Genomic DNA, 25,755 nt, shown 5'->3' with positions numbered 1-25,755 from the left:
TTGCGAAGATGGACCCACCCTAACCCTCCCCACAAGGGGGAGGGAACGCTGCCGCGCGCCTTTCCTTCCGCTTTGGCGCCGAAAGGCAGGCCATTTGCCCGAGGTTAGCGCCAACAGAAGTCTCCCTCCCCCTTGTGGCGGAGGGGTTGGGGTGGGGGTACATCGTAGAGTGAAAGCCTCGGCTTTCCACCTGCGATAGGCCTGCCCTTGCGTGGGAGATCGCCCTCGTTCGGGCTTTCGCCAATCATCGACGCTGGAACGCATATCCACATGGAACCGCGCAAACCTGCTGGTCGAGGCCGGCTCCGCCGGGCCGATAGAAATTATCTCTTGCGCTTCTGTCCCGCCACGCTTTTGGGCTTGCCGGGTCTTGCGGGTGCGCCGGGAATGGCCGTTCCGGTGATCGACACCGGATCGCTGGCCGGGAATGTATCCTCGAGGCCTTCCTCGAGTTCCTCTTCAATATCCGTCCCAGTGCGCTGCTCGCCTTCGAAAGAGCGCACGGCCGGCGTCTTGGCCGGCGACTTCGGCGCGGAGTTCGACGGCATTTGCATTCTCCCTCGGCTCGCTGTCGCAGAACGGTCGGGCACGGCGAACATGCCTATGCTGCCGCGTCGCGCGCTGCCTCCGACAGAAAAGTAAAGACATAATCGGAGAACGAACGCCAGCATTCGACGCGGAACGCGTCGGCCGCGGTGCGCAACAGCACGATTTCGACCTTGCCGAGAATGGTACGCGACGCCGCCCCGACCGGAAAGGCGTCGAGCGACAAATCCTGCGGGCAGCCGGCATTGATCGTCGCCGCGGCAGCCGGACCGGTGACCGATATGGCGACGTTGCGGTGCGAGATGCCGACCGCCGAATGCAGCGCGGAAACCCTGGCGCAATCGGCGAGCGGGTCTTTGCCGCTCTCATCGATGACCAGCCACTCGTCCGGCCCGAGCCACAAGGCCGTGCGTCCGGCCTTTGCCGCCGAGGTTTTCGGTCTCTGCGGCAGGACGACGCCGAGCGCTTTCGAAAGTGCCGCGATCGAGGTGTCCGGCGCGCGCAGCGATATGCGCTCGGCCGGCGGCAGCACGGCAAGTGTGACGCCGGCGCCGGAAAGCGACTGGCCGGCGAGCGCCGGACGGCGTTCGACCGAGGGTCCGGCGGCGGCAGTTTTCAAAGCGGCCTTAGCCATTGAGGCGCTCTCCCTTCTCGTCGAAGAACACCATGCCGGTGACCTCCACCTCGACCACCCCGTCCGGCATCGGCACGTAGAGCGTCTCGCCCATGCGATCGCGGCCGCCGGCGACCAGCCCCAGCGCGATCGAGCGGCCGCAATTTTGCGACCAATAGCTCGAGGTGACATGGCCGATCATCTTCATCGGGATTGCCTGCTTCGGGTCCGCGACGACCTGCGCGCCCTCCTCCAGCACCACCTTGGGATCCCTGGTCTTCAGGCCGACAAGCTGCTTGCGGCCCTTGGCGACCAGGTCCGGCCGCGCCATGCCGCGAATGCCGACGAAGTCGGTCTTCTTCTTGCCGACCGCCCAGTCGAGCCCGGCGTCGTTCGGCGTCACCGTGCCGTCGGTATCCTGGCCGACGATGATGTAGCCCTTTTCGGCGCGCAGCACATGCATCGACTCGGTGCCGTAAGCACAGGCGCCATGCTTCTGGCTCTCGGCCCATAGCGCTTCCCAGACCGCCTCGCCGTAATCGGCCGGCACGTTGACCTCGAAGCCGCGCTCACCGCTGAACGACATGCGAAACAGCCTTGTCGGAACGCCGCAGATCCGGCCTTCGCGCACCGACATATGCGGCAGCGCTTCATCCGACATGTCGATGCCCTCGACCAGCGGCGCGATGATGTCGCGAGACTTCGGTCCCTGCACGGCGATCACCGCCCACTGCTCGGTGATCGAGGTCAGCCAGACGTTGAGATGCGGGAACTCGGTCTGGAGATAATCCTCCATATGGTTCATGACGCGCGGCGCGCCGCCGGTCGTCGTCGTCACGTGGAAACGGTCGGCAGCCAGTCTTCCCACCACGCCGTCGTCATAGATGAAACCGTCCTCGCGCAGCATGATGCCGTAGCGGCAGCGACCGGGCTCCAGTTTCTCCCATGGATTGGTGTAGAGCAGTTCCATGAATTTGGCCGCATCCGGCCCGACCACCTCGATCTTGCCCAGCGTCGAGGCGTCGAACAGGCCGGCCGTCTTGCGCACCGTGACGCATTCGCGGTCGACGGCCGCATGTATGTCCTCGCCCGGCTTCGGGAAGTACCAGGCGCGCTTCCACTGGCCGACATCCTCGAACATCGCGCCCTGGCGCTCTGCCCAGGGATGGATCGCCGTCTTGCGGGTCGGGTCGAACAGGGGACCGCGCGCGTGCCCGACGATCGAGCCGAATGTCACCGGCGTATAGGGCGCACGGAACGTCGTCAGCCCGACCTGCGGGATCGGCTTGCCCAACGTCTCGGCGGCAATCGCCAGGCCGTGCATGTTGGAGGTCTTGCCTTGGTCGGTCGCCATGCCGTTGGTGGTGAAGCGCTTGACGTGCTCGATCGAGCGCATGCCTTCATGCACCGCCTGGCGGATGTCCTTGGCGGTGACGTCGTTCTGGAAGTCGACGAACGCCTTTACCGTCGTATCCGCGCCGGCGCCGGGTGCCGCACCCAGCATGCCGCGTGACCAGCTCTCGCCGGCATCGACCTTCGGCTTCGTGCCCTTGGCTGGCTTGCTGCCGGCGTCCTTGGCCGCCTTGGCACCCGCTGCATAGGCCTCCTCGATCGTCGCCGACAGCCCGTCCGTACCGTTGCAGGCGCCGACGGAGACGCAGTCCTGCGCGTAGATGCCGGGCACGAAGCGCTTGGTCTCGTCATTGAAGGCGACCTTGCCGCGCGATTGCGAGAACAGATGCACCGATGGCGTCCAGCCGGCCGACATCAGAATCGCGTCAACCGGGATGGTGCGCTCGCCGCCGCCATTCTTCGGCTGCACGGTCATCGACGACACCCGCAGCTTGCCGCCGGCGCGGATCACGGCGCGGCCGAAATTGACCTCGATGCCGAGCGCCCTCGCCTCGTCGATCACCGGCCCGGTCGGGTTGTCGCGCAGGTCGACGATGGCCGCCACGTTGATGCCGGCCTTTTTCAGGTCGATCGCCGCCGCATAGGCGGAATCGTTCGCGGTGTAGACGCCGACATTCCTGCCGACGGCGACACCGTAATGGTTGAGATAGGTGCGCGCCGCCGATGCCAGTATGATGCCCGGCCGGTCGTTGTCGGCAAACACCATGTGGCGCTCGATGGCGCCGGTCGCCAGCACCACGCGTTTGGCGCGAACCTGCCACAGCCGCTCGCGGGGCAGGTCGCGGCCGGGGTTCTGCAGATGGTCGCTGACGCGCTCGACCAGCCCGACGAAATTCTGCGCGTAATAGCCGAAGGCCGTGGTGCGCGGCAGCACGCGGACATTGTCCATCGCCCTCAACTTAGCGACAGCGGATTGCGCCCAGGGAAAGCCGTCCTGGCCTTCAATCTTCGCGCCGCTCTCGAAGCGCAGGCTGCCACCGAATTCCGCCTGCTCGTCGGCAAGGATGACACGCGCGCCGGTCTCGGCCGCGGCCAATGCCGCGGCGATGCCCGCGGCACCGCCGCCAAGCACCAGCACCTCGCAATGGGCGAAGCGCGCCGAATAATGGTCGGGATCCGGCTGGTTGGGGGCGACGCCGAGACCGGCGGCGGCCCGGATCTTGGGCTCGTAGAGGTTTTTCCACGCAGCCTTCGGCCACATGAAGGTCTTGTAGTAGAAGCCGGCCGAAAGCATCGGCGAGGCGATGCTGCTGAGTGCACCGATGTCGAAAGCGAGCGACGGCCAGCGGTTCTGCGACTGTGCGGTCAGCCCGTCATAGAGTTCCTGCACCGTGGCGCGGACGTTCGGTGTCTTGCGTGCCTGGTCGCGCTTGATCTCGACCAGCGCGTTCGGCTCTTCGGCGCCTGCCGACAGGAAGCCGCGCGGCCGGTGGTACTTGAACGAGCGGCCGACAAGGTGGACGCCATTGGCAAGCAGCGCCGAGGCCAGCGTGTCGCCCTCGATCCCGGTATAGGGGCGGCCGTCGAAGCTGAAGCCAGCTATCTTTGCCTGCTTGAGCCGCCCAGCGCCGGCAATGCGGAACGTGGCGCTCATTTGGCGGCTCCCGGCAGCTTCGTGGGCTTCGGCTCGCCGGCCTTGTAGGTCATCAGGAACCTGTCGCTGACGGTGTCGCGCACGGCGTTGAAGAACCGCGCGCAGCCATGCATGTGCCGCCAGCGCTCATAGATGATCCCCTTGGGATTGGAGCGGATGAAGAAGAACCTTTCGAAATCGTCGTCGCTCTCGCCGGCGATGTTTGGGGAACGCGCAATATGCGCCTCGCCGGCGTTGCGGAATTCGAGCTCCGGACGCTCTTCCTCGCAATAGGGGCAGCGGATGAGAAGCATGGTTGGTCCTACAGTTCGCCGTGGCCGACGCGAGCGCCGGCAGGTTGGTCGCAAAGCCTCTGGCCCATCGTCACGAAGGGCGCGACCAGCCGGATGCGCTCCTCGATGCTGGCTACCGGGCGGAAAAGGTCGCGATACGCCATATTGCCGACCGAAAGCGTCATCGGTTCGGTCGTCACGATGACGTAGCGCCGCTCGAATTTTTCGCCTTCCTCGAGATCGGCTGGCCGGTTCTCCATAAAGGTGACCACTCTCTGACCGGCGCTCCAGGCGCAGGCGAGTACACCCTCGTCGACGGAAAACGGCCAATCCGCTTCATTGCCGGCGCGGCTGATGGGCTGCAGGCGCACCTCCTCTGGCGTCGGGATATGAAACAGGCCTTGCTCGCCGGCGAGCATCAGCGGCATGGCGACAGCCATCTCGGTCATCATCAGTGCGCCACCGCTGCCGCCGCCGCCTCGTCGATCAGCCGGCCGGTGCGGAAGCGCTCTATGGTGAAGGGCGCGTTGATCGGGTGCGGATCGTCCCTGGCGATCGTATGGGCAAAGACATGGCCCGAACCCGGCGTCGCCTTGAAGCCGCCCGTGCCCCAGCCGCAATTGACATAGAGGCCGGGCACCGGCGTCTTGGCCAGGATCGGCGAACGGTCCGGCGTCACGTCGACGATGCCGCCCCATGAGCGCAGCATCTTCATGCGGGTGAAGATCGGAAACATCTCGCAGATCGCGTCGAGCGTATGCTGCAGGATGTGCAGGCCGCCGGTCTGCGAATAGGAGACATATTGGTCGGTGCCGGCGCCGATGACCAGCTCGCCCTTGTCGGACTGCGAGATATAGGCATGCACCGTGTTCGACATCACCACGCAAGGCACCACCGGCTTGACCGGCTCCGATACCAGCGCCTGCAGTGGATAGCTTTCCAGCGGCATGCGCACGCCGGCCATGTTCATGATCACCGAGGAATGGCCGGCGGCGACCACGCCGACCTTCCTGGCGCCGATGAAGCCGCGCGTCGTCTCGACGCCGGTAACCGCGCCGTTCGGCGCCCGCTTGACGCCGGTGACCTCGCAATTCTGGATGATGTGGACGCCGCGCGCCGAAGCGCCGCGCGCATAGCCCCAGGCGACGGCATCGTGGCGCGCCGTGCCGCCGCGGCGCTGCAGGGCAGCACCCATAACCGGGTAGCGCGCATCGCGCGAAATGTTGAGCGGCGGGCAGAATTCCTTGGCCTGTTCCGGCGTCAGCCATTCATTGTCGATGCCGTTCAGCCGGTTGGCGTGGACGTGCCGCTTCAGCACCTGGATGTCGTGGATGTTGTGGGCGAGCATCATGACGCCCCGCGGCGAATACATGACGTTGTAGTTGAGCTCCTGGCTGAGCCCGTCCCACAGCTTCAGCGCATGGTCGTAGATGCCGGCGCTCTCGTCGTAGAGATAGTTCGAGCGGATGATGGTGGTATTGCGGCCGGTATTGCCGCCGCCGAGCCAGCCTTTTTCCAAAACCGCAACGTTGGTGATGCCGTGCACCGTGGCGAGATAATAGGCCGTGGCCAGGCCGTGGCCGCCGGCGCCGACGATGACGACGTCATACTCCTTTTTCGGCTCCGGCGAGGACCACTGTTCCTCCCAGCCTCTATGACCGCGCATGGCCTCGCGGGCGATGGCAAATACCGAGTATTTCTTCAACGTTGCAGGCCTCGCAAATGGCGGCCGGGCAGATCAGCCAACCCCGGCGCGCGAGCTGTATCACTAGCGAAACCGTGCTGCCAGCCTTGCACTGTTTGCGACGGCGCTTGCCGTTTTGCGCCGTGCCTTTCAACGGCCGCTGTTCTGCGTTTCGCCTTTTGACGTTTCAGAGGACGCGCGCTTCAAGATGGACGGCCCGATTGCATAGATCGATCGCAAATAACCCTCACGGCAATCGGCCGCGATTTTACGAACTTCCGCATCGTTCGACTGCTCCGCCATGGCCACGAAGCGCTCGACGATCACCTGGCGCGGCCTGATGGCCACTGCCGCCGCAAAGCGCCGCAACAGTGCGTCCGGATGCTCGAGCAACCGCTGCAGTTCCTTGGCTCTCGGCATGAAATGCCGTCCGTAAGCGTTGACCAACGTCGCAAAAGCCGAGTCGGGACGCAGCGCTGCGGCATTTTCCACCGCGAGCTGCAGCTGCCACCGCTCCGCAAAGCAGACGAACTGGACGACTTTCCATCGAACACCGGCATGTTCGTCACCCAGCCGCAGCATGACGCGGCCGAGAATGGCGCCATCGGCCGGCGTGGTACAGCCCCTGAGCGCCCCGATTGCATCGAAGCGGAGATGAGAAGCTTTGCTATCGAGCAGATCGGCTATCTCGGCGACAACACAATTTAGCTTGTAGCTCAGCCTGGAGCCCATTTTCGGTCGCTATGAACACCGCTGCAGCTTGTGTCCGGGCGTTGCTGGAGACCAGCAGCGGCCGGAGGTTTTCGAGGGGAAAGCCCTTGTTGAATTCCGATTGAAGAGCGAACGTCAACTCGCTGTCACCCTCGAAGCCGGGGGCCAACAACTTGCTCATTATGTCTTGGGGGGTCATTGGAATGGGTGGCGCGTCCACCCGCAAAGTTGAATGGCGACTTGGTAGCCCGGTGCCCATCCGGCGTCAAGGAATCTTCGCAGATGCCTTCGCAGGTATCGGGTGGTTCGCACCGCCCCGATTTGCGACCAAGCATCCCGATTGCCGGCAACGGCCGGCGCGAAAAAAGGATGCAAAAAAATGCTTGCACTTGCCAACAAAGTTGCCATCGTCACCGGCGCCAGCTCCGGCATCGGCCGCGCCACGGCCAAGGTGTTTGCGGAGGAAGGCGCCAAGGTGGTCGTCGCAGCCCGTCACCAGGCGGAGCTCGATGCGCTGGTTGCCGAAATCGAAGACGCCGACGGCACGGCCATTGCCCTTCCCGGCGACGTACGCGACGAAGCCTACGCAAAAGCCCTCGTCGACCTGGCGGTCGGGAAATTCGGCGGGCTCGACATCGCCTTCAACAATGCCGGCTCGGTCGGTAGGATGGGGCCGGTTTCGGAGCTGTCGCTGGAGGGCTGGCGCGAGACGCTCGATACCAATCTGACCAGCGCCTTTCTCGGCGCGAAATACCAGGTGCCGGCGATGGTCGAACGCGGCGGCGGCTCGTTGATCTTCACCTCCACCTTCGTCGGCTACACGGTCGGCATGCCCGGCATGACCAGCTATGCCGCAAGCAAGGCCGGTCTGGTCGGATTGACGCAGGTGCTGGCGGCCGAATTTGGCGCCAAGGGCATTCGAGTCAACGCGCTGCTGCCGGGCGGCACCGACACGCCCTCGGCAACGTTCAAGACACCTGAATCGCGAGCCTTCGTCGAAAACCTGCATGCCTTGAAGCGCGTCGCCGAGCCAGTGGAGATCGCCCGCTCGGCGCTTTACCTGGCTTCCGATGCATCGAGCTTCACCACCGGCACGGCACTGTTCGCCGACGGCGGCGTCTCGATCACCCGGACGTGAAGCGTTTCGCGGTCGGCGCATCGGCGCGCAAGCCAACGTCAAAAAAACCGGTCTTGCTTTTTCCGGCGATTTGACGATTCCGTCTTCTCCTCGAAAACGGGTTGGAAACATGCTGCTGATCAGGACCTATATCGCTGCAAGCGCAATCGAAGGCGTCGGCGTGTTCGCCGCCGAGCCGGTCCGCAAAGGCGCGCAGATCTGGCGTCTCGATCCGGACTTTGACCGGCTGATCCCGGTCGAAAGATACGAGACTGCGCCGCCGCACCTCAAGGAATTGCTCGACAGATATGCCTATCCCAGTCCGGACCGGCCGGGCTTCATGGTCTATGAGGTCGACAATGGCCGTTTCATGAACCACGCCGACAAGCCGAACACCGACTTTTCGCAGCATGGCGGGGCCACCGCGACCCGCGACATCGCCGCCGGCGAGGAGATAACCTGCGACTACGGCGAATTCTTCGAGGGTTTCGAGCAGCTCCACCTGGCCACAGCGTAGCGGCGCCTATCTGGTCCAAGGTGAATTTTGTTCTTGCTTTGTGCCGGCAGCTATGCTATTAATTTCGATATGGTGCTGATTCACACCGAAGACCCGCCGCCGAGGCGGGTTTTTCGTTTCGGGGTCGGCACCGTCTCTCAATCGGCTGTGGACAGCGCCCCTTGATTCTGCTATCAGCCGCCCCAATTCGTGGTGTAACGCGCCGCGGAGGCTTGTGGCTATGGCCGCTTGCCTGTTGATTTCAAACCGAAAGACAGGATTGCACGTGCAGGTACTCGTCCGCGACAACAATGTTGATCAGGCGCTTCGCGCGCTCAAGAAAAAGATGCAGCGCGAAGGCATCTTCCGCGAAATGAAGATGCGCGGACATTACGAGAAGCCCTCCGAGAAGCGCGCCCGTGAAAAGGCGGAAGCCGTGCGCCGTGCCCGCAAGCTGGCCCGCAAGCGCGCCCAGCGCGAAGGCCTGCTGCCGATGACGCCGCGTCCGGTCGCGGCCGGTGCTGCCGGTGCCGGTGCTCCGCGTCCGCCGCGGTTCTGACGTCAATTTTTCGTCCTTTTCCAAGGATATCCAAGGTGGCGCGATGCGGAATCGCCGCCACCTTTTTGTTGTGAGTTCGACCCGGTCCGAGAGGACCGGTTGGGAGAGATGCCGGTTCGGAGGGGCCACGGACCAGACGGCGCAGTAAGGACAGGGCAGACATGGACGCAATCACCGTAGAGCGCAGAACCGCGTGGCGCGGCCTCGCCCTGACGGCAGCCCTGCTTTCCGGGATGGCGCTTGCCAGCTGCCAGAGCGTTCCAACCGGCGAGTTCAACAACATCGACAAGGCGCAAGCCTCGAGCGAGAACATCTCCTCGCTGTCGGCGGTGATCCAGCGCAACCCCCAGGATCCGGAAGCCTACAATGTGCGAGGCTCGGCCTATGGCCGCGGCGGCCAGTACCAGGCGGCGCTGAAGGACTTCGACACCGCCATCCAGCTCAATCCGAATTTCTACCAGGCCTATTCGAACCGGGCGCTCATCCAGCGCTTCCTCGGTGACCAGCCAAGCGCGCTGGCCGACTACAACCGCTCGATCCAGATCAATTCCAATTATGACGCCGCCTATATCGGCCGCGGCAATCTCTACCGCAGGGCCGGCCGGATCCAGGAAGCCTTCAACGATTTCCAGAAGGCCATCCAGCTCGACACGACCGACGCGCGCGCCTATCACAATCGCGGCCTGATCTACCAGAGCCAGGGCCAGCACGCCTTTGCCATCGAGGATTTCTCGACCGCCATTTCGCTAGCGCCGGATGCTTCCGAGCCTTACAACGGACGCGGCCTCTCCTACCTTGCCATGAACGACGAGGACAACGCCTTCGCCGACTTCAACATGGCCATAAAGCTCGACGGCAAGAACGCCGAGGCCTGGTCCAACCAGGCGCTAATCTACGAACGGCGCGGCGACAAGGTCAGGGCCGCGAAATCCTACCGCGAGGCCGTGCACCTCAATCCGACCTACCAGCCGGCCAAGGACGGCCTGGCTCGCACCAGCGCCGGCTGAGCGGGCCGGTTTATCGGGCCGCCCTTTCCGCACCCCGACAACCCTGCGTTTACCCTTGCCTTGCTGGCGCCAAGTTTTCGGCGGAACGCTCGGCGTGCTCAGCCGTTTGTACAAAGCCATTGGAAAGGACCCTGCCATGATCAAGAAACTCGCCTGTGCCGCCGCTCTGGCGACGACCGTCGTTGTCGCTCCCGCCAGCGCCAGCAAGCTCCAGCTCGGCGTGCTCGACTGCACCATCGACGGCGGCACGGCCTATCTCGTCACCTCCAACAAGGGTGTTTCCTGTGTCTTTCGTCCGCATCGTGGCGGTCCCTCCGAAGTCTATACCGGGGTGATTTCCAAGCTCGGCGTCGATGTCGGCCGGACGCACCAGGGCCAGCTGGTATGGGCGGTTCTGGCGGCGACCCGCAACCACGATGAGGGCGACCTTGCCGGCAGCTACTATGGCGTGAATGCCGAGGCCAGCGTGGTCACCGGTGGCGGCGCCAATCTCTTGGTCGGCGGCCTCGACAGCGCCTTTTCGCTGCAGCCGCTCAGCGTCCAGGCACAGACCGGCGTCAACCTGGCGGTCGCCGTCACGTCGCTGGACCTGATCCACTCGTTCAAGTAACGGCGTAGCATGGCTCCCCGAGCGGCGGGGAGCGTAGGTGTCGGCCTGCGAATAGCTGCCGAAAGCTCATGGATTCCGGCAGGCCCACTCCGCAGAGGATGGGCCGCCCTGATGTTCAAAGTTGCAGCGCTCGAAGATCACGGCATGGCAACTGTGTTCATGCCGTTACCGTGACCGAAGATTGCGGCGATCCAATATTGCTCGTCTTCGGTCTGACCAGAATCTCAATGCCTCGTGATCGTCCCCCCATCGCACAATTTTGACATCCGCCACGACAACGGCGATCAAAACCGCTTGATCTCAACTGTGGTTGAGGTTCTACAAGCCCTCCCGCGAGGCGGCGCGCGTCCATTTCGACGCGACGAATGCTCAGTATCTTAGATCGGCGCCCAAGAAAATTCGGGAGGACGGGGTGACCAAAACAAGCACAAATAGAGTTGACTGGCGCGCGCTGTGGGCGAGCGGCGACCTGGCGCGCTTCTGCTTCATCAGCCTCGGCATCCTGCTGCACGCCACCAACGAAACGATGGTGGCAACGGTCATGCCGGCCATGGTCGGCGAGCTCGCCGGTGTGCAACTGGTCGGCTGGTCGCTGGCGATCTACGAGCTCGGCGCCATCGTTGCCGGTGCGGCCGCCGGACGGCTGGTGAGCTATGTCGCGCTGCGTACCAACATGATGGTCGCCGCAATGCTCTATGCCGGCGGCGCGCTGGTCTGCGCCACCGCGCCTTCGATGCCGCTGTTCCTCAGCGGCCGCCTGATCGAGGGGCTCGGCGGCGGCGCGCTGGTGTCGCTGGCCTTCGTCTCGGTCGAGCGGCTGTTTGCCCGCGCGATCTGGCCGCAGCTTTTCGGCGTCATGTCGGCGATCTGGGGTGTCGCCGCCTTCAGCGGGCCGGTGCTCGGCGCGGTCATGACCGAATTGCTGTCCTGGCGCTGGGCCTTCGGCGTCTTCACCCTCGGCGGCACGGCCATGGCCCTGGCAAGCTTCATCGTGCTCGATACGCCTGAAGCAACAAGGCCGCAGGCGACCGGCGGCTCAGCGCCGCCTTTCCCGTTTGCAGCACTTGGCTGCCTTGCCGTCAGCGTCGTGCTGATCGCCACCGCCGGCGTCGACATCGCCCTGCTGCGCTCGTCGCTGCTGCTCACCCTCGGCCTGATCGGCCTGGCGCTGTTTATCCATATCGACGCGCTGAAGCCGCGCTCGCGCCTGTTCCCGTCGCGGCTGTTCTCATGGCGCTCGCCGGTCGGCGCGGGCATGACCATGGTCGCGGCGTTCTCGGTGGCGACCTGCTCGTTCGCGGTCTACGGGCCACTGCTCCTGACCAGCCTCCACGGCATTCCGATCCTCACCACCGGCTACATCATCGCCGCCGAATCGATCGCCTGGTCGATCCTGTCGATCCTCGTCGCCAATGCGCCGCCGGAGCGCGAGCGGCTGATCATCGTCGGCGGAGCGCTGATGATCGCCACGGGCATCGCCGGTTTCGCCTATACGGTGCCGGCGGGCTCGATCCCGTTGATCCTGCTTTGCGCCTTGCTGCAAGGCGGCGGTTTCGGCATCGCCTGGCCGTTCGTCACGCGTGTCATCGTGGCATCGGCCAAGGAAGGCGAGCAGACGGTCGCCTCGGCCGCCGTGCCGACCATGCAGCGCATCGGCTATGCCGTGGGTGCGGCACTGACCGGCATCGTCGCCAATGCCAGCGGCTTTTCCGAAGGTCTGAACCGCGAGGCCGCGGCAAATGTCGCCGCCTGGCTGTTCCTCGCCTTCATCCCGCTCGGAATCCTGGGATGCCTCGCCGCCTTGCGGATATCGGGGACGAGCGACGCGCAGCCGGCGAAGCTGCCAATCTCCGTCGGGGATTGACTAGACCACGACCGTCTTCAGCCGGTCAGCGATCAGTGCCGCGAGCCGCGTCGCCACCTCGTCCTTGCTCATCTCCGGCCATTCCTCGACGCCGGCCTTTGAGACGATCCGCACCTTGTTGCGGTCGCCGCCCATCACGCCCGGAGAACCGCCTTCATGCGAGACATCATTGGCGACGATAAGATCGGCACCCTTTTTCGCAAGCTTGGCCTCGGCATTCCTGACCAGGTCCTGCGTCTCCGCGGCGAAACCGACCACCAGCATCGGCCGCTTTTTGTGATGCCCGACACCGGCAAGAATATCGGGATTTTCCACCATCTGCAGCACCGGCGGACCCTCGCCCGCCACCTTCTTGATCTTTTCCCCGGCCGAGCTTTGAGCGCGCCAGTCGGCGACAGCCGCGACGAACACTGCCGCGTCGGCCGGCAGCAGCTGTTCGACCGCATCCTTCATCTCGACGGCAGTTTCGACATGCAGCGTGGCGACGCCGGCCGGATCGGCAACGCCGACCGGACCGGAGACGAGACGCACGTCGGCGCCAAGCCTGGCCAGCGCCGCCGCGATCGCATGGCCCTGCTTGCCCGACGAGCGGTTGGCGATGTAGCGCACCGGGTCGATCGGTTCATGCGTCGGTCCGGAAGTGACGATGATCTTTCTTCCCGCCAGCGGCTTTGGCCGGCTGTCGAGCAGCGCCTCGATCGCGGCGACGATCTCCAGCGGCTCGGCCATGCGGCCCTCGCCCGCCTCGTTGCTCTCGGCCATCTCGCCCTTCGACGGGCCGATAAATGCGATGCCGTCCTTCTGCAACGTCGAGCGGTTGCGCCGGGTCGCCGGATGCGCCCACATCTTCGGGTTCATGGCGGGCGCCATTAAAACCTGCTTGTCGGTGGCGATGAGCACGGTGGAGGCAAGATCATTGGCGTGGCCGTTGGCGAGCTTCGCCATCAGGTCGGCGGTGGCCGGCGCCACGACGATAAGGTCGGCCTCGCGCGACAGGCGGATGTGGCCGACATCGTGCTCGTCATTGCGGTCGAACAAATCGGTGAAGACATGATCGGCCGACAGCGCCCCGACCGACAGCGTGGTCACGAATTCCTGCGCCGCAGCCGTCATCACCACGCGCACCGAAGCACCACGCTCGCGCAGCCGGCGGATCAGGTCGAGCGCTTTGTAGGCAGCGATGCCTCCGCCGATGATGAGCAGGATGCGCTTGCCGGAGAGGACACCTCGCGCGACTTGGCTGGGGACCGCGACCACCGGAGCTGCAGGATTCTGCAAGCTTATCAGTTCGCGCAACGTTTTCTCGATCTGGTCGATGCGGCCGGACGAACCGAGTTGACCTTCGACCGCTGCGCGGATCATGACCCGCGCCTGGTCTTCCATTGACCGGCCATTCTCCGCAGCCAATCGGCGCAGCATATCCTTGACCTCGTCATCAAGGTTGCGGATCGTGATGCTGGCCATGTGATTGCACTTTATCCGAAATCGCCGAAGGCAATGATAGCAATGCAATCAATCGACAACAAGGCGTTAGAGCAGCTTCCAGGCGATATACACCAGCGTCAATGCGATTACCCACAGCGCCAGCCGGCCGGAGCGGGTGTAGCGCGCCTCGGCCCTGCCGATTGCGTGCGCGGTCCTTTCGTCGAAGCGCAGGCCGTGTTCGGCCATCAGGTCGATCTCACGCGACAGCCGCTCGGTGCGGGCAGCGAGGTCCGGCGCCTGGCGGGCCAGCGCCAGCAGCGCGTTGGCGCCGTCGCGCGCATCGGCCAGTAAAGCGCGCGGGCCGAGATTGCGCGTAATCCAGCCGCTCACCACAGGTTCCGACGTCTTCCACATGTTGAAGGCCGGGTCGAGGGTGCGGGCGACGCCTTCGACGACGACCATGGTCTTCTGCAGCAGCACCAGCTCGGATCGCGTCGCCATGTCGAAGAGGTCGGTCACCTCGAACAGCAGCGTCAAAAGCTTGGCCATCGAGATGGTCTCAGCCGGCTGGCCGTGGATCGGTTCGCCGATCGCCCGGATCGCCTGGGCGAAAGCTGCGACATTGTGCTGGCGCGGCACGTAGCCGGCCTCGAAATGCACCTCGGCGACGCGCTGGTAATCGCGCGTGATGAAGCCGTAGAGGATTTCGGCGAGGAAGCGACGCTCCTTCCTGCCGAGCCGGCCGGCAATGCCGAGATCGACAGCGACGATGGTGCCATCGGCCTCGACGAACAGGTTGCCCGGATGCATGTCGGCATGGAAGAAACCGTCACGCAGCGTATGACGCAGGAACGACTGGACCAGGTTGGCGGCAATCGCCTTCAGGTCGTGGCCGGCGGCGGCGAGGCCGGCAATATCGTTCAACTTGATGCCGTCGACCCATTCCATGGTCAGCACGTCACGACCGGTGCGCTCCCAGTCGACCGACGGCACGCGAAAGCCGGGATCGTCCTTGGTGTTCTCGCCGAGCTCCGAAAAAGCCGCCGCCTCCAGCCTCAAATCCATTTCGATCTTGGTGGTCTGGGCCAGCGTCTCCGTCACCTCGACCGGCCGCAGCCGGCGCGACGACGGGATGTACTTTTCCTGCAGCCGGGCGGCGAGGAAATAGCTCTCGAGATCGCGAAAGAAGCGGCGGCGCACGCCCGGCCGGATGACCTTCACCGCCACTCGCCTAACGACGCCGTCCTGCATCGTTTCGGCGGTATGGACCTGCGCGATCGAGGCGGCGGCGACGGCCTCGCCAAAACTGGCATAGAGCTCACCGACCTTGCGTCCGAGCGATGCTTCTATCGCCGCTATGGCCTCGGCCTTGGGAAAGGTCTGCATCTTGTCCTGCAGCATGGCGAGATCAAGCGCGATATCGTTGCCGACGACGTCTGGCCGTGTCGCCAGGAACTGGCCGAGCTTGACGTAGGACGGGCCGAGCCGCACGACCGCCTTGGCCAGCCTGTCGCCGCGCTCATAGGCAAGCGCGCGCCGGCGGGTGAACAACCGGGCCATGCGCCAGCCGAATTTCGGCAGGCCGAAGAGTTCGTCGCCAGGCAAAGCCGCGATGACCCCTTCGCGGACCAGCACCCAGCCGGCCCGCACGAGCCTGAAACCAGCGCCGATGCTGCTCATGGCTGGCTTTGCCCTGCCGGTTTCCCGAACTGGCGAAAGGCACGTCGGGTTATGAAAATGCGGGCCAGCCTCAAAGCTTCCAGCCCGAATGAAGCGCGGCGATGCCGCCGGAATAATTGCGGAATGAGGCGCGGTCAAAGCCCGCGCGCGAGATCATCGCCGCGAAATTCTGCTGATTGGGAAATTTGCGGATCGATTCGACCAGATAGGAATAGGGCTCGCCATCGCCGGTCACCACCTTGCCGATCCGCGGGATGGCGTTGAACGACCATGCTTCATAGACCTTGTCGAGCAGCGGCATCTCGACCTCGGAAAATTCAAGGCAGAGAAAGCGCCCGCCAGGCTTCAGCACGCGATAGGCTTCGGCAAGCGCCACATCGATGCGCGGCACGTTGCGGATGCCGAAAGCGATGGTGTAGGCATCGAAAGCAGCGTCGGCAAAAGGCAGTTCCTCGGCATTGGCTTCGACGAAATCGGTATTTGCCGACAGGCCCTTTTTCTCGGCCCGGTCGCGGCCGACGGCGAGCATCGAGCCATTGATATCGAGAACAGTTGCATGAGTGTGCCTGCCGCTCGCCTCGACGATGCGGAAGGCGACATCGCCGGTGCCGCCGGCAACGTCGAGAACGCTCCAGCCCGGCCGCTTCGGTGGATTGAGCCAGGCGACCATGGCGTCCTTCCACAACCGATGCAGCCCGGCCGACATCAGGTCGTTCATCAGGTCGTAGCGGTTCGCCACCTTGTGGAAAACATCATTGACCAGGGACTGCTTGTCGCCTGGTCCTACCCGCTTGAAACCATAGGAGGTTTCCATGCCGCCCGCAGCAGTGGTTCTTTCAACCGACATCGTTTTGATCCGCCATAAAATCGGCGGGACCATAGCCGATCGATGGTGCGGGCGCTATTGTTTAAGGCGCGGTGTTCGGCCGCGCTTCGAAGCAGGTTCCGGAAAAGTGTCACACGGTTTTCCGACAAGAACTTGCGTCATAAGAAAAGCCTGACGGGATAATCGAATGCCTTTGAAAGCAGAACTGCACTGCCACATCGAAGGGGCAGCGGCGCCTGAACTCGTCCTCCGCCAGGCTGAGAAATACGGCAAGGATGCCTCGCCCTACATCCAGGACGGCTCCTTCGTCTGGCACGATTTCACCTCTTTCCTCGCCGCCTACGACTTCTCCTCCGACCTGTTCCGCACTGAAGAAGACTATGCGCGGCTGGCCGATCACTACCTGACCAGCCTTGCCCGCGACGGCGCCATCTATTCCGAGGTTTTCACCTCGCCCGACCATGCCAGCAAGGCCGGGCTGTCGCCGAAGGCCTATACCGACGCGCTCGGCGAAGGCATGGCCCGCGCCAAGGCGAAGACCGGCATCGAAGGCCGCATGATCGTCACTGGCGTGCGCAATTTCGGTGTCGAATCGATCGAGCGGGCGGCGCGTTTCGCGGCCCGCAGCGGGCATCCGCTCGTCACCGGCTTCGGTGTCGCCGGCGACGAGCGGATCGGCGACCTGGAAGATTATGTCAGGGCCTTCGAGATCGCCCGCGAGGCCGGCCTCGGCATCACCGTTCATGCCGGCGAATTGTTGGGCTGGGAAAGCGTCGAGGCGGCACTCGACCACATCCGCCCGTCTCGCATCGGCCATGGCGTGCGCGCCATCGAGAACCCCGAGCTTGTGCGGCGCATCGCCGACGAAGGCGTCGTGCTCGAATGCTGCCCCGGCTCCAACATCGCCCTGAAAATCTTCGACAGCTTCGCCGACCATCCCTTTCCCGCCTTGCGCGCGGCGGGCTGCAAGGTGACGCTCAACTCCGATGACCCGCCCTATTTCTGGACCTCGCTGAAACGCGAATACGACATCGCCGCCGAGCATTTTGCCATGGATGACAAGGCGCTCACCGCCGTCACCAGGACGGCCATCGAGGCAGCCTTCGTCGACAGGAAGACCAGGGCGGCGCTGCTGGGCAGGCTCGGCGCCAAGGGCAGGTGAATGGTGAATAGTGAATGGTTCACCCGGCGCTTCGGTCCATCAATCGCGAGTTTTTCCGCGCAACCAAGGACTGGCAAACCAGTTCACTATTCACTATTCACCATTCACCATCCACTATTCACCTGCGCAGTTCGGAGAACACCATGAAGGGCGTCACCGTCGTCGACCATCCGCTTGTCCAGCACAAGCTGACCATCATGCGCAAGAAGGAAACCTCGACGGCCGGTTTCCGGCGGCTGCTGCGCGAGATCTCGCTATTGCTCGGCTACGAGGTCACCCGTAACCTCGAACTGACGACGACGACGATCGAGACGCCGATCGAGACGATGGAGGCGCCGACGCTGGAGGGCAAGAAACTGGTCTTCGCCTCGGTGCTGCGCGCCGGCAACGGCTTGCTCGAAGGCCTGCTCGATCTGGTGCCGGCGGCGCGTGTCGCCCATATCGGCCTCTACCGCGACCATGAGACGCTGGAGGCTGTCGAATATTTCTTCAAGGCGCCGGGCGACCTCGCCGACCGGCTGGTGATCGTCGTCGACCCGATGCTGGCGACCGCCAATTCGGCGATCGCGGCGATCGACAAGCTGAAAGGCCGCGGCGCCACCAACATCCGCTTCCTCTGCCTGTTGGCGGCACCAGAGGGCCTCGAGCGGTTTACCCAGGCGCATCCCGATGTTCCGGTCTTCACCGCTTCCATCGACCGCCAACTCAACGAGAAGGGCTACATCATGCCCGGTCTCGGCGATGCCGGCGACCGCATGTACGGCACCAAATAGGTCCGTTTACCGATTGTTTACGCAAACGGCTGGTTTCCGCATTCGTTAAAGCGGCAAACACCATATCGGACTAAGGATCGGCAACCACAAAGGCCGGTCCATGCTGCGCAAGCTTCTCATCCTTGGCGTATTTGCCGGAACGTCGGCATCGCTGCCGATCGTCTATCAGTCGAATCCACAGGTAATCGAGCGGCTGTTGAAATCCGCCGTCGGAACCAAGCCGGCCGACACACAAACCGACCTGAACCTCGCCGCCGTTCCGGACAGGCCGGCGACGCCGCAGCCGCTCGGCCGCAAGGTCGTCGTCACCGCGGACGCGCGCGGGCATTTCATGTCGGCCTTCAAGTTGAACGGCCGCCAGATCGACGGCATGATCGATACCGGCGCGACGCTCGTCGCCATCAACAGCTCGACCGCACGCAGGATCGGCATCTCGCTCAATTCGTCGGACTTCAGCCATCAGGTCAACACCGCCAACGGTGCGATCAAGGCCGCCGTGGTGACGATCGACCGCCTGCAGATCGGCAGGATCACCGTCGAGGGCGTCGAGGCCGTCGTGCTAGACGACAGGGCGCTGCACACCAACCTGATCGGCATGAGCTTTCTGCAGCGGCTCGAAAAATACCAGGTCGAAGACGGCACGCTGCTGCTGGTTCAGTAGACCGTGATCCCGAACCGCAGGTCCGCGCCAGCGAAAAGAGGGAACCGGTTTTCGGACAAGATCATGGTCCAAGAGAGATAGAGCCCATCCGATACCCATCGGAATGGGCTCTACCCGCGCGGCAGGATCCGCCGGATGACGGTTTTCTCCGTGGCCGGTTTGGAAGTGCCGATCGTATAGGCCGAAAGCACGGCGGCGGCGGCCGCTTCGGCATCCCCGGTATTGCGGGCATGGACCAGCGCCAGCGCTTCGCCGGTCCGCACTTCAGCGCCGACTGGCAACAGCCTGGTGATGCCGACGGCGTGATCGATCCTGTCGTCCGGCCGCGTCCGCCCGCCGCCAAGCCCGACCACCGCAAGCCCGATCTCGCGGGTCGCGATGCCGGTGACAAAGCCGTTCGCGCTCGCCTTGACGGCAAATTCCGTTGCCGTTTTCGGCAGATATTTTTCCGGATTTTCGATGAAGTCGGCGGGACCGCCAAGTGCCGCCACCATGCGCGCGAAGATGGAAGCGGCGCGGCCGCCGGCCAGCGTCTCGGCGGCGCGGCGCAGGCCGTTCTGGTTGGACGACACCAGGCCTGCCGATTGCAGCATTTCGGCGGCCAGCGCCAGCGTCACGTCCTCCAGCCGCCGGTCGCGAAAGCGGCCGGTGAGAAAATCGACGGCGTTGCGCACCTCGACCGCATTGCCGGCGGCGGATGCCAGCGGCTCGTTCATGCCGGTGACCAGCGCCGAGGCCTTAAGGCCGGCGCCATTGGCGACGTCGACCAGGCTGTTGGCCAGCGCGGTTGCATCGCGCGATTTCTCCATGAAGGCGCCGTTGCCGACCTTGACGTCCAGCACTAGCGAATTGAGGCCGGCGGCCAGCTTCTTCGATAGGATCGAGGCGGTGATCAGCGGCACCGATTCCACTGTTCCCGTCACATCGCGGATGGCGTAGAGCCTGGCGTCGGCGGGAGCCAGATCGGCGGTCTGGCCGATGATGGCGCAGCCGGTTTCCAGCACCGTCTTGCGGAAGCGTGCAATGTCCGGCTGGCTGATATAGCCGGGGATGGCATCCATCTTGTCCAGCGTGCCGCCGGTATGGCCCAGACCCCTGCCGGAAATCATCGGCACATAGGCGCCACAGGCAGCGACGATCGGTGCCAGCATCAAGGAGACATTGTCGCCGACGCCGCCCGTCGAATGCTTGTCGGTGACCGGCCCAGGCAGATCCGACCAGTCGAGCACATCGCCGGAATCGCGCATCGCTATTGTCAGCGCCACCGCCTCGTCGCGGCTCATGCCGTTGAAGAACACCGCCATGGCGAAGGCGCCGACCTGCGCGTCGGTAACGGTGCCGGCGGTCAGGCCCTCGATAAAGAACGCGATCTCCTCAGCCGAGAGCTTCTGGCCATCGCGCTTGCGGCGGATGATTTCCTGGGGAAGCATCAGGCGTCGACCCTGTGCTCCGGAAGCCCGTCCTGAAAAACGCGCTGCAGGATGGTCGCCAGCCGCGCGCCGCCGACCGGCGCCATGTCCTTGGTCTCCTGGTGCGACAGCTCGGCTCCGGTCATGCCGGCGGCAAGGTTGGTGACGACAGAGCAGGCGGCGACGCGCAGGCCGAGGAAGCGGGCGAGAATGACCTCCGGCACCGTCGACATGCCGACCGCGTTGGCGCCCATGACGCGCGCCATGCGGATCTCGGCGGGCGTCTCGAAGCATGGGCCGGAGAACCACATATAGACGCCCTTGTGCAGCGTGGTACCGGTGGCCTTCGCCGCCTGCTCGATGGCGGAGCGGAGACCGGCGTCATAGGCTTCGGTCAGGCCGACGAAACGGCGGTCGCTCGGCTCGCCTATCAGCGGGTTGGAGCCCGAGAAATTGATGTGGTCCGTGATCAGCATCACCGAGCCCGGCCCCATCCCGGAATCGACCGAACCGGCGGCGTTGGTGAGGATCAGTTTGGAGATGCCGAGGCCGGCAAGCACCTCGAGTGCCGGCCGCATCGCCGCCGCGTTGCCGTGCTCGTAGTAGTGTGCGCGGCCGGACAGCATCAGCACCGGCGTGCCGGCAAAGAGCCCCGCCACCACCTCGCCGGCATGGCCGCTGACGCCGCTTCTGGGAAACCCCGGCAAGTCGGCGTAGGAAATGCGCACTGCATCCTCGACCTTGTCGACAAGCCCGCCAAGCCCCGATCCCAGCACCAAAGCGGTGGTCGGCGCCAGCCCGTCCAGCCTTTCGACGAGGTGATCGAGCGCTTCTTTCATTTCAGCACATCGCCCTGGAATCCGTATGGCAGCAACTCGCCCATGGTCACGGTCTCGACCACGCCACTGTCATCGCAGAGATAGAACTTCGTTTCCGGCCGGCAGAATTCCGCCAGCCGCTGCCGGCAGCCGCCGCAGGGCGAGCATTTTGCCACGCGTTCGGCGATCACGGCGACTTCCGTGATCTTGCCGCCGCCGCCCATGATGTAGTTGGCAAGTGCGGTGGTTTCAGCGCACCAGCCCTCCGGATAGGACGCGATCTCGACATTGGCGCCAGTGAAGACACGGCCGTCCTCGGTGCGCAACGCCGCGCCGACCGGAAATTTCGAATAGGGCGCATAGGCCTTGGCCATGGCGGCTTTCGCCGCTTCGAACAGATCATGAGCCATGATAGATCAGCGTTCCTTGACATAAGGCACGCCGCCGGCGCGCGGCGGGATTGCCTTGCCGATGAAGCCGGCAAGCAGGATGACCGTCAGGACATAGGGCAGCGCCTGCATGAATTGCACCGGCACCTTGCCGATCAGCGGCAGCGGCGTGCCTTGCAGGCGGATCGACGCCGCGTCGAGGAAGCCGAACAGCAGGCAGGCGAACATGGCGTTGACCGGTTTCCATTTGGCGAAGATCAGCGCGGCCAGCGCGATGTAGCCCTTGCCGGCGGTCATGTCCTTCACGAAGCCGCCATTCTGCACCATCGACAGATAGGCGCCGGCAATGCCGGTGAGCACGCCGGTGCAGATCAGCGCCCGGTAGCGCAGCCAGGCGACGGATATTCCGGCGGTATCGACCGCGGCCGGGTTCTCGCCGACGGCGCGCAGGCGCAAGCCGAAGCGGGTGCGAAACAGCACCCACCAGGTGAACGGCACGGCCAGGAAGGCGAGATAGACCAGCACGGAGTGGCCGGAGATGAGTTCCGAATAGATCGGCCCGAGGATCGGAACGCTCCTGAGCGCATCCGCGCCCGGCCAGATGATTGCCTCGAAGCGCTCGCCGGCGGCCAGCGCTGGCGTGCGCCCGCCTTGCTGGAACCAGGCCTGGCCGAGCATGATCGTCGATCCGGCCGCAATGAAATTGATCGCGACGCCGGAGACGATCTGGTTGCCGCGATGGGTGATCGAGGCAAAGCCGTGGATCAGCGCGAAGGCAACCGAGATGAGGATGGCCATGCCGAGCCCGAGATAGGCCGAGTGGAAGACCGAGGCGGCGGCGGCACCGGCGAAGGCGCCGACAAGCATCTTGCCCTCGAGCCCGATGTCGAAGACGCCGGCGCGCTCCGAATAGAGGCCGGCGAGGCAGGCGAGCAGCAAGGGAACCGACAGGCGGATGGTCGAGTCCAGGACCTGCACGATGGCATTGAAGAAATCCATCTCAGGCACCCTTCCCCTTGACCGCTTCCATACCAACCGATCTCGGGCTGAGCGAGGCGAACAGCGCCTGGACGTAGGGCCGGAACATATGCTCGAGCGCGCCGGCGAACAGGATGACGAGGCCCTGGATGATGACGATCATGTCGCGGCTGATCGCCGGCATCTCGAAGGCGAGCTCGGCGCCGCCCTGGTAGAGCATGCCGAACAGTATTGCGGCAAGCACGATGCCGACCGGGTGCAGGCGGCCCATCAACGCCACTGCGATGCCGACGAAACCGGCGCCCGAAACGAATTCGAGCGCGACATTATGCTGGTCGCCCATCGTCGGATTGAGCGCCATCATGCCGGCCAGTGCGCCCGAGATCATCATCGCGATGATGATGATGCGGATCTCCGAAATGCCGGCATAGCGCGCCGCTTTCGGGCTATGGCCATAGGTGCGCATCTCGTAGCCCAGCTTGGTGCGCCAGATCAGCACCCACACGAGAAAGGCCATGGCCAGCGCCAGCAGCGAGCTGACGTTGAACGGCGCCGAACGGATTTTGGCGCCGAACAATTCGATGATCCAGTTGAGCTTCGGCAATTGTGCGCCTTCGAGGAAGGTGCGCGTCTGCGGCGCCATCGAGCCGGGCGGCTTCAGCATGCCCACCAGCGCATAGACCATGACGCTGGCGGCGATGAAATTGAACATGATGGTGGTGATGACGATGTGCGAGCCGCGCTTGGCCTGCAGATAGGCCGGGATCAGCGCCCACAGCGCGCCCATCGCCGCTGCGGCGACAATGGCAATCGGGAAGGTCAGCCACCAGGGCAGCACGCTGTCGAAGGCCAGGCAAACGATGCCGATGCCGAGACCGGCGATATAGCCCTGGCCCTCGCCACCGATGTTGAACAGGCCGCAATGCGCCGCAACCGCCACCGAAAGCCCGCTGAAGATGAAGGTGGTGGCATAGAAAAGCGTGAACGCGATGCCTTGGCCGCGACCGAAGGCGCCCTCGACCAGGACGACGGCTGCGCGCAGCGGGTTCTCGCCAACCAATATGACGACGAAGCCGGCAACGACGAAGGCGACGAACAGATTGATCAGCGGGATCAGCACGTAATCGGCCCAGGCCGGCAGCTTGGCATAGGGAGTGCTCACTCGGCCGCCTCCCGGTGCTCGACGCCGGCCATCAGCAGACCGAGTTCGCCCTCGGTCGCGTCGGGGCCGCGCTCGCCGACGATGCGGCCGGCAAACATCACCAGAATGCGGTCGGAAAGCGAACGGATCTCGTCGAGCTCGACCGAAACCACCAGCACCGCTTTGCCCTGGTCGCGCATCGCGATGAGGCGCTTGTGGATGAATTCGATGGCGCCGACATCGACGCCGCGCGTCGGCTGGCCGACGATCAACACGCCGGGATCCTGCTCCATTTCCCGCGCGAGCACGATCTTCTGCTGGTTGCCGCCGGAGAAATTGGCGGTCTTGAGGCGGCAGTCGGCCGGGCGGATGTCGTATTTGACGATCTTGTCCCTGGCATCGTTACGGATGGCGTCGATGTCGAGGAACGGCCCCTTCAGATAGCGCTCGTCGTCCTGGTAGCCGAGGATCGAATTCTCGTTCTCCTCGAAGGCCAACACCAAGCCGACATGGTGGCGGTCCTCCGGCACATGGGCAAGGCCGCGCTCGCGCAGCTCGCCAGGGTCGGCGGCGCCGGTCAGGTCGATCGGCTTTCCGTCCAGCATAACCGAGCCCGACACGGCATGCCTGATGCCGGAAATCGCCTCGAGCAGTTCGGATTGCCCGTTGCCGGCGACGCCGGCAATGCCGACGATCTCGCCGGCGTGGACGTCGAAGGAGACGTCGTCGACCATGGTGACGCCGCGGGAATCCTTCACCGTCAGATTCTTGACCGCGAGCTTGACGCCGCCGGCCTTCGCCTCGCCCTTTTCGACGCGCAGCAGCACGCGCCGGCCGACCATCAGCTCGGCCAACTCCTCGACCGTGGTCTTCCTGGTTTCGCGTGTCGCCACCATCGTGCCCTGGCGCATCACCGAGACCGTGTCGGTGATCGCCATGATCTCGCGCAGCTTGTGGGTAATCAGCACGATCGTCTTGCCCTGCTCCTTCAGCTGCCTGAGGATGCGGAACAGATGGTCGGCCTCGGCCGGCGTCAGCACGCCCGTCGGCTCGTCGAGAATCAGGATCTCGGCGCCGCGATAGAGCGCCTTGAGGATTTCGACGCGTTGCTGCAGGCCGACCGGCAATTCCTCGATGATCGCGTCGGGATCGACTTCGAGCCCGTATTCGCGCTCGAGCCGCTCCAGCTCGGAACGCGCCTTGGCGATGCTCTTCTTCAGCAGCGCATCGCTTTCGGCGCCGAGAATGACGTTTTCCAGGACCGAGAAATTGTCGACCAGCATGAAATGCTGATGCACCATGCCGATGCCGAGCGCGATCGCATCGTTCGGCGTCTTGATCGATGCCGGCTGGCCGCCGACACGGATTTCGCCGGCATCGGCCTGGTAGAAACCATAGAGGATCGACATCAGCGTCGACTTGCCGGCGCCGTTTTCGCCGACGATGCCATGGATGGTGCCGCGCATGATCTCCAGATTGATGTCACGGTTGGCGCGCACGGCGCCAAAGCTCTTGTCGATGCCGATCAGCTCGATTGCGGCTTGCGCCATGCAGCCTGTTCCCACTGTTATTTTTTTACCGCTTGGTCAAACGCCTAGCATGACGCCCAGTCTGTGCCAATTGGGTCTGCGCCAATTGGCCGGAGCAGCGTTCACTCTCGACAAATCCCGCCATGCTTGTCAATTTCCAACGTGGCCGCAGCCTGCACAATCGCCTGATCGAGGATTTCAAATGACCATGCCCGAGGACCGGCTGACGACGTTGGAAATCCGCGCCGCCGAGCAGGAGAAGACCATTGAGGAACTGTCCGGCCAGATCGCCGAACAGTGGAAGGTGATCGAGCGCATGCAGCGCAAGCTCGACGCGCTGGCCGAGCGCTTCCTGGCGCTGGAGGAACAGGCCGCACCCGACGTGCCGGTAACCAAGCCGCCGCACTGGTGAGCGGCTGACAATGCAAAACCGCCGGGCTTTCACCCGGCGGCTCGTCAGTTCAGCAGTGCCAGTCGA

General features: G+C 64.3%; 26 protein-coding genes. 10 read left to right on the top strand and 16 right to left on the bottom strand.

The window, feature by feature from the left end; all coding sequences use genetic code 11:
• Positions 1 to 323: 323 nt before the first annotated feature.
• The 7 genes from NKH13_RS03670 to NKH13_RS03640 form a co-directional block, all read right to left on the bottom strand.
• Positions 324 to 548: a hypothetical protein gene (locus NKH13_RS03670; protein WP_352713630.1), complete on the bottom strand. Its 225-nt coding sequence runs from the start codon at positions 546 to 548 to the stop codon at positions 324 to 326.
• 53 nt (positions 549 to 601) lie between these two features.
• Entirely contained in the window at positions 602 to 1,180 is a 579-nt protein-coding gene (locus tag NKH13_RS03665) for a sarcosine oxidase subunit gamma (protein WP_352910706.1), read from the bottom strand.
• Positions 1,173 to 4,166, bottom strand: coding sequence for a sarcosine oxidase subunit alpha (locus NKH13_RS03660; protein WP_352910704.1), 2,994 nt, complete (start codon positions 4,164 to 4,166; stop codon positions 1,173 to 1,175). The genes NKH13_RS03665 and NKH13_RS03660 overlap by 8 nt, the downstream gene beginning before the upstream one ends.
• Positions 4,163 to 4,459 carry a sarcosine oxidase subunit delta gene (locus NKH13_RS03655; RefSeq protein WP_352713637.1) on the bottom strand — a complete coding sequence of 99 codons (297 nt, stop codon included), beginning with the start codon at positions 4,457 to 4,459 and terminating at the stop codon, positions 4,163 to 4,165. Before NKH13_RS03655 ends, NKH13_RS03660 begins: the two co-directional genes overlap by 4 nt.
• An 8-nt stretch (positions 4,460 to 4,467) precedes the next feature.
• Positions 4,468 to 4,890 carry a hypothetical protein gene (locus NKH13_RS03650; RefSeq protein WP_023675337.1) on the bottom strand — a complete coding sequence of 141 codons (423 nt, stop codon included), beginning with the start codon at positions 4,888 to 4,890 and terminating at the stop codon, positions 4,468 to 4,470.
• Positions 4,890 to 6,143: a sarcosine oxidase subunit beta gene (locus NKH13_RS03645; protein ID WP_352709259.1), complete on the bottom strand. Its 1,254-nt coding sequence runs from the start codon at positions 6,141 to 6,143 to the stop codon at positions 4,890 to 4,892. Before NKH13_RS03645 ends, NKH13_RS03650 begins: the two co-directional genes overlap by 1 nt.
• A gap of 129 nt (positions 6,144 to 6,272) precedes the next feature.
• A complete protein-coding gene (locus NKH13_RS03640) occupies positions 6,273 to 6,854 on the bottom strand; it encodes a hypothetical protein (protein WP_352910702.1) in 582 nt (193 codons plus the stop codon).
• 358 nt (positions 6,855 to 7,212) lie between these two features.
• On the opposite strand from NKH13_RS03640, the gene NKH13_RS03635 reads away from it, so the two are divergent.
• From NKH13_RS03635 to NKH13_RS03610, 6 genes are all read left to right on the top strand, one after another.
• Complete coding sequence (locus NKH13_RS03635; RefSeq protein WP_352910701.1) at positions 7,213 to 7,971, top strand: SDR family oxidoreductase; 759 nt, start codon at positions 7,213 to 7,215, stop codon at positions 7,969 to 7,971.
• Positions 7,972 to 8,080: 109 nt separating this feature from the next.
• Complete coding sequence (locus NKH13_RS03630) at positions 8,081 to 8,467, top strand: SET domain-containing protein (protein WP_352713648.1); 387 nt, start codon at positions 8,081 to 8,083, stop codon at positions 8,465 to 8,467.
• 265 nt (positions 8,468 to 8,732) lie between these two features.
• Positions 8,733 to 9,005: a 30S ribosomal protein S21 gene (rpsU, locus tag NKH13_RS03625; RefSeq protein ID WP_023675331.1), complete on the top strand. Its 273-nt coding sequence runs from the start codon at positions 8,733 to 8,735 to the stop codon at positions 9,003 to 9,005.
• A 161-nt stretch (positions 9,006 to 9,166) separates the two neighbouring features.
• Positions 9,167 to 10,012 (top strand): tetratricopeptide repeat protein, encoded by an 846-nt coding sequence (locus NKH13_RS03620; protein ID WP_352910698.1) that lies wholly within the window; start codon positions 9,167 to 9,169, stop codon positions 10,010 to 10,012.
• 136 nt (positions 10,013 to 10,148) lie between these two features.
• A complete protein-coding gene (locus tag NKH13_RS03615) occupies positions 10,149 to 10,622 on the top strand; it encodes a DUF992 domain-containing protein (protein ID WP_292657306.1) in 474 nt (157 codons plus the stop codon).
• A 412-nt stretch (positions 10,623 to 11,034) separates the two neighbouring features.
• A complete protein-coding gene (locus NKH13_RS03610) occupies positions 11,035 to 12,486 on the top strand; it encodes an MFS transporter (RefSeq protein WP_352910696.1) in 1,452 nt (483 codons plus the stop codon).
• Here the strand turns inward: NKH13_RS03610 and coaBC are convergent, their stop codons facing one another.
• The 3 genes from coaBC to ubiE form a co-directional block, all read right to left on the bottom strand.
• The gene (gene coaBC, locus NKH13_RS03605; RefSeq protein ID WP_352910694.1) at positions 12,487 to 13,950 is read right to left on the bottom strand and encodes a bifunctional phosphopantothenoylcysteine decarboxylase/phosphopantothenate--cysteine ligase CoaBC; all 1,464 of its coding nucleotides are present in this window, start codon (positions 13,948 to 13,950) and stop codon (positions 12,487 to 12,489) included. It abuts the gene before it with no gap.
• A 66-nt stretch (positions 13,951 to 14,016) separates the two neighbouring features.
• Positions 14,017 to 15,591: a 2-polyprenylphenol 6-hydroxylase gene (gene ubiB / locus NKH13_RS03600; RefSeq protein WP_352713659.1), complete on the bottom strand. Its 1,575-nt coding sequence runs from the start codon at positions 15,589 to 15,591 to the stop codon at positions 14,017 to 14,019.
• A gap of 70 nt (positions 15,592 to 15,661) precedes the next feature.
• A complete protein-coding gene (ubiE, locus tag NKH13_RS03595; RefSeq protein ID WP_352910692.1) occupies positions 15,662 to 16,438 on the bottom strand; it encodes a bifunctional demethylmenaquinone methyltransferase/2-methoxy-6-polyprenyl-1,4-benzoquinol methylase UbiE in 777 nt (258 codons plus the stop codon).
• 166 nt (positions 16,439 to 16,604) lie between these two features.
• On the opposite strand from ubiE, the gene NKH13_RS03590 reads away from it, so the two are divergent.
• The 3 genes from NKH13_RS03590 to NKH13_RS03580 all read left to right on the top strand — a co-directional run bounded on the left by NKH13_RS03590 (position 16,605) and on the right by NKH13_RS03580 (position 19,013).
• On the top strand, positions 16,605 to 17,579 hold the full coding sequence (locus tag NKH13_RS03590; RefSeq protein ID WP_352713663.1) for an adenosine deaminase: 975 nt from the start codon (positions 16,605 to 16,607) through the stop codon (positions 17,577 to 17,579).
• A gap of 143 nt (positions 17,580 to 17,722) precedes the next feature.
• Positions 17,723 to 18,352: a uracil phosphoribosyltransferase gene (upp, locus tag NKH13_RS03585; RefSeq protein WP_023675320.1), complete on the top strand. Its 630-nt coding sequence runs from the start codon at positions 17,723 to 17,725 to the stop codon at positions 18,350 to 18,352.
• A gap of 100 nt (positions 18,353 to 18,452) precedes the next feature.
• Positions 18,453 to 19,013: a TIGR02281 family clan AA aspartic protease gene (locus NKH13_RS03580; RefSeq protein ID WP_352713664.1), complete on the top strand. Its 561-nt coding sequence runs from the start codon at positions 18,453 to 18,455 to the stop codon at positions 19,011 to 19,013.
• Between the two features lie 110 nt (positions 19,014 to 19,123).
• On the opposite strand, the gene deoA is transcribed toward NKH13_RS03580, so the two are convergent.
• Genes deoA through NKH13_RS03550 form a run of 6 tightly spaced genes read right to left on the bottom strand, consistent with a single transcriptional unit; the run spans position 19,124 to position 25,298 of the window.
• Positions 19,124 to 20,443: a thymidine phosphorylase gene (gene deoA / locus NKH13_RS03575; RefSeq protein ID WP_352713667.1), complete on the bottom strand. Its 1,320-nt coding sequence runs from the start codon at positions 20,441 to 20,443 to the stop codon at positions 19,124 to 19,126.
• Positions 20,443 to 21,261 carry a purine-nucleoside phosphorylase gene (locus NKH13_RS03570; RefSeq protein ID WP_352910687.1) on the bottom strand — a complete coding sequence of 273 codons (819 nt, stop codon included), beginning with the start codon at positions 21,259 to 21,261 and terminating at the stop codon, positions 20,443 to 20,445. Before NKH13_RS03570 ends, deoA begins: the two co-directional genes overlap by 1 nt.
• Entirely contained in the window at positions 21,258 to 21,650 is a 393-nt protein-coding gene (cdd, locus tag NKH13_RS03565) for a cytidine deaminase (protein ID WP_352713673.1), read from the bottom strand. The genes NKH13_RS03570 and cdd overlap by 4 nt, the downstream gene beginning before the upstream one ends.
• Positions 21,651 to 21,656: 6 nt before the next feature.
• Positions 21,657 to 22,628, bottom strand: a complete 972-nt coding sequence (locus tag NKH13_RS03560; RefSeq protein WP_352516902.1) for an ABC transporter permease — start codon at positions 22,626 to 22,628, stop codon at positions 21,657 to 21,659.
• A gap of 1 nt (position 22,629) precedes the next feature.
• Positions 22,630 to 23,769, bottom strand: coding sequence for an ABC transporter permease (locus NKH13_RS03555; RefSeq protein WP_352465913.1), 1,140 nt, complete (start codon positions 23,767 to 23,769; stop codon positions 22,630 to 22,632).
• On the bottom strand, positions 23,766 to 25,298 hold the full coding sequence (locus NKH13_RS03550) for an ABC transporter ATP-binding protein (RefSeq protein ID WP_352713676.1): 1,533 nt from the start codon (positions 25,296 to 25,298) through the stop codon (positions 23,766 to 23,768). The genes NKH13_RS03555 and NKH13_RS03550 overlap by 4 nt, the downstream gene beginning before the upstream one ends.
• Before the next feature lie 181 nt (positions 25,299 to 25,479).
• Between NKH13_RS03550 and NKH13_RS03545 the strand changes: the two genes are divergently transcribed.
• Positions 25,480 to 25,689: a SlyX family protein gene (locus NKH13_RS03545; RefSeq protein ID WP_031211352.1), complete on the top strand. Its 210-nt coding sequence runs from the start codon at positions 25,480 to 25,482 to the stop codon at positions 25,687 to 25,689.
• Positions 25,690 to 25,755 lie beyond the last annotated feature (66 nt).

Source organism: Mesorhizobium sp. M1348 (genome assembly GCF_040317925.1).
In the GTDB taxonomy this organism is placed as follows: Bacteria; Pseudomonadota; Alphaproteobacteria; order Rhizobiales; family Rhizobiaceae; genus Mesorhizobium.
The sequence above is the reverse complement of the archived record's forward strand: the minus strand, read 5'-3'. Positions and strand labels throughout refer to the sequence as shown.

Bases quoted from the DNA above. Each gene is read 5' to 3' on its own strand.
- NKH13_RS03670 (WP_352713630.1), bottom strand. From the start codon at position 548: ATGCCGTCGAACTCCGCGCCGAAGTCGCCGGCCAAGACGCCGGCCGTG.
- NKH13_RS03665 (WP_352910706.1), bottom strand. From the start codon at position 1,180: ATGGCTAAGGCCGCTTTGAAAACTGCCGCCGCCGGACCCTCGGTCGAA.
- NKH13_RS03660 (WP_352910704.1), bottom strand. From the start codon at position 4,166: ATGAGCGCCACGTTCCGCATTGCCGGCGCTGGGCGGCTCAAGCAGGCA.
- NKH13_RS03655 (WP_352713637.1), bottom strand. From the start codon at position 4,459: ATGCTTCTCATCCGCTGCCCCTATTGCGAGGAAGAGCGTCCGGAGCTC.
- NKH13_RS03650 (WP_023675337.1), bottom strand. From the start codon at position 4,890: ATGATGACCGAGATGGCTGTCGCCATGCCGCTGATGCTCGCCGGCGAG.
- NKH13_RS03640 (WP_352910702.1), bottom strand. From the start codon at position 6,854: ATGGGCTCCAGGCTGAGCTACAAGCTAAATTGTGTTGTCGCCGAGATA.
- NKH13_RS03635 (WP_352910701.1), top strand. From the start codon at position 7,213: ATGCTTGCACTTGCCAACAAAGTTGCCATCGTCACCGGCGCCAGCTCC.
- NKH13_RS03630 (WP_352713648.1), top strand. From the start codon at position 8,081: ATGCTGCTGATCAGGACCTATATCGCTGCAAGCGCAATCGAAGGCGTC.
- NKH13_RS03620 (WP_352910698.1), top strand. From the start codon at position 9,167: ATGGACGCAATCACCGTAGAGCGCAGAACCGCGTGGCGCGGCCTCGCC.
- NKH13_RS03615 (WP_292657306.1), top strand. From the start codon at position 10,149: ATGATCAAGAAACTCGCCTGTGCCGCCGCTCTGGCGACGACCGTCGTT.
- coaBC (WP_352910694.1), bottom strand. From the start codon at position 13,950: ATGGCCAGCATCACGATCCGCAACCTTGATGACGAGGTCAAGGATATG.
- ubiB (WP_352713659.1), bottom strand. From the start codon at position 15,591: ATGAGCAGCATCGGCGCTGGTTTCAGGCTCGTGCGGGCCGGCTGGGTG.
- ubiE (WP_352910692.1), bottom strand. From the start codon at position 16,438: ATGTCGGTTGAAAGAACCACTGCTGCGGGCGGCATGGAAACCTCCTAT.
- NKH13_RS03590 (WP_352713663.1), top strand. From the start codon at position 16,605: ATGCCTTTGAAAGCAGAACTGCACTGCCACATCGAAGGGGCAGCGGCG.
- upp (WP_023675320.1), top strand. From the start codon at position 17,723: ATGAAGGGCGTCACCGTCGTCGACCATCCGCTTGTCCAGCACAAGCTG.
- NKH13_RS03580 (WP_352713664.1), top strand. From the start codon at position 18,453: ATGCTGCGCAAGCTTCTCATCCTTGGCGTATTTGCCGGAACGTCGGCA.
- deoA (WP_352713667.1), bottom strand. From the start codon at position 20,443: ATGCTTCCCCAGGAAATCATCCGCCGCAAGCGCGATGGCCAGAAGCTC.
- NKH13_RS03570 (WP_352910687.1), bottom strand. From the start codon at position 21,261: ATGAAAGAAGCGCTCGATCACCTCGTCGAAAGGCTGGACGGGCTGGCG.
- cdd (WP_352713673.1), bottom strand. From the start codon at position 21,650: ATGGCTCATGATCTGTTCGAAGCGGCGAAAGCCGCCATGGCCAAGGCC.
- NKH13_RS03560 (WP_352516902.1), bottom strand. From the start codon at position 22,628: ATGGATTTCTTCAATGCCATCGTGCAGGTCCTGGACTCGACCATCCGC.
- NKH13_RS03550 (WP_352713676.1), bottom strand. From the start codon at position 25,298: ATGGCGCAAGCCGCAATCGAGCTGATCGGCATCGACAAGAGCTTTGGC.
- NKH13_RS03545 (WP_031211352.1), top strand. From the start codon at position 25,480: ATGACCATGCCCGAGGACCGGCTGACGACGTTGGAAATCCGCGCCGCC.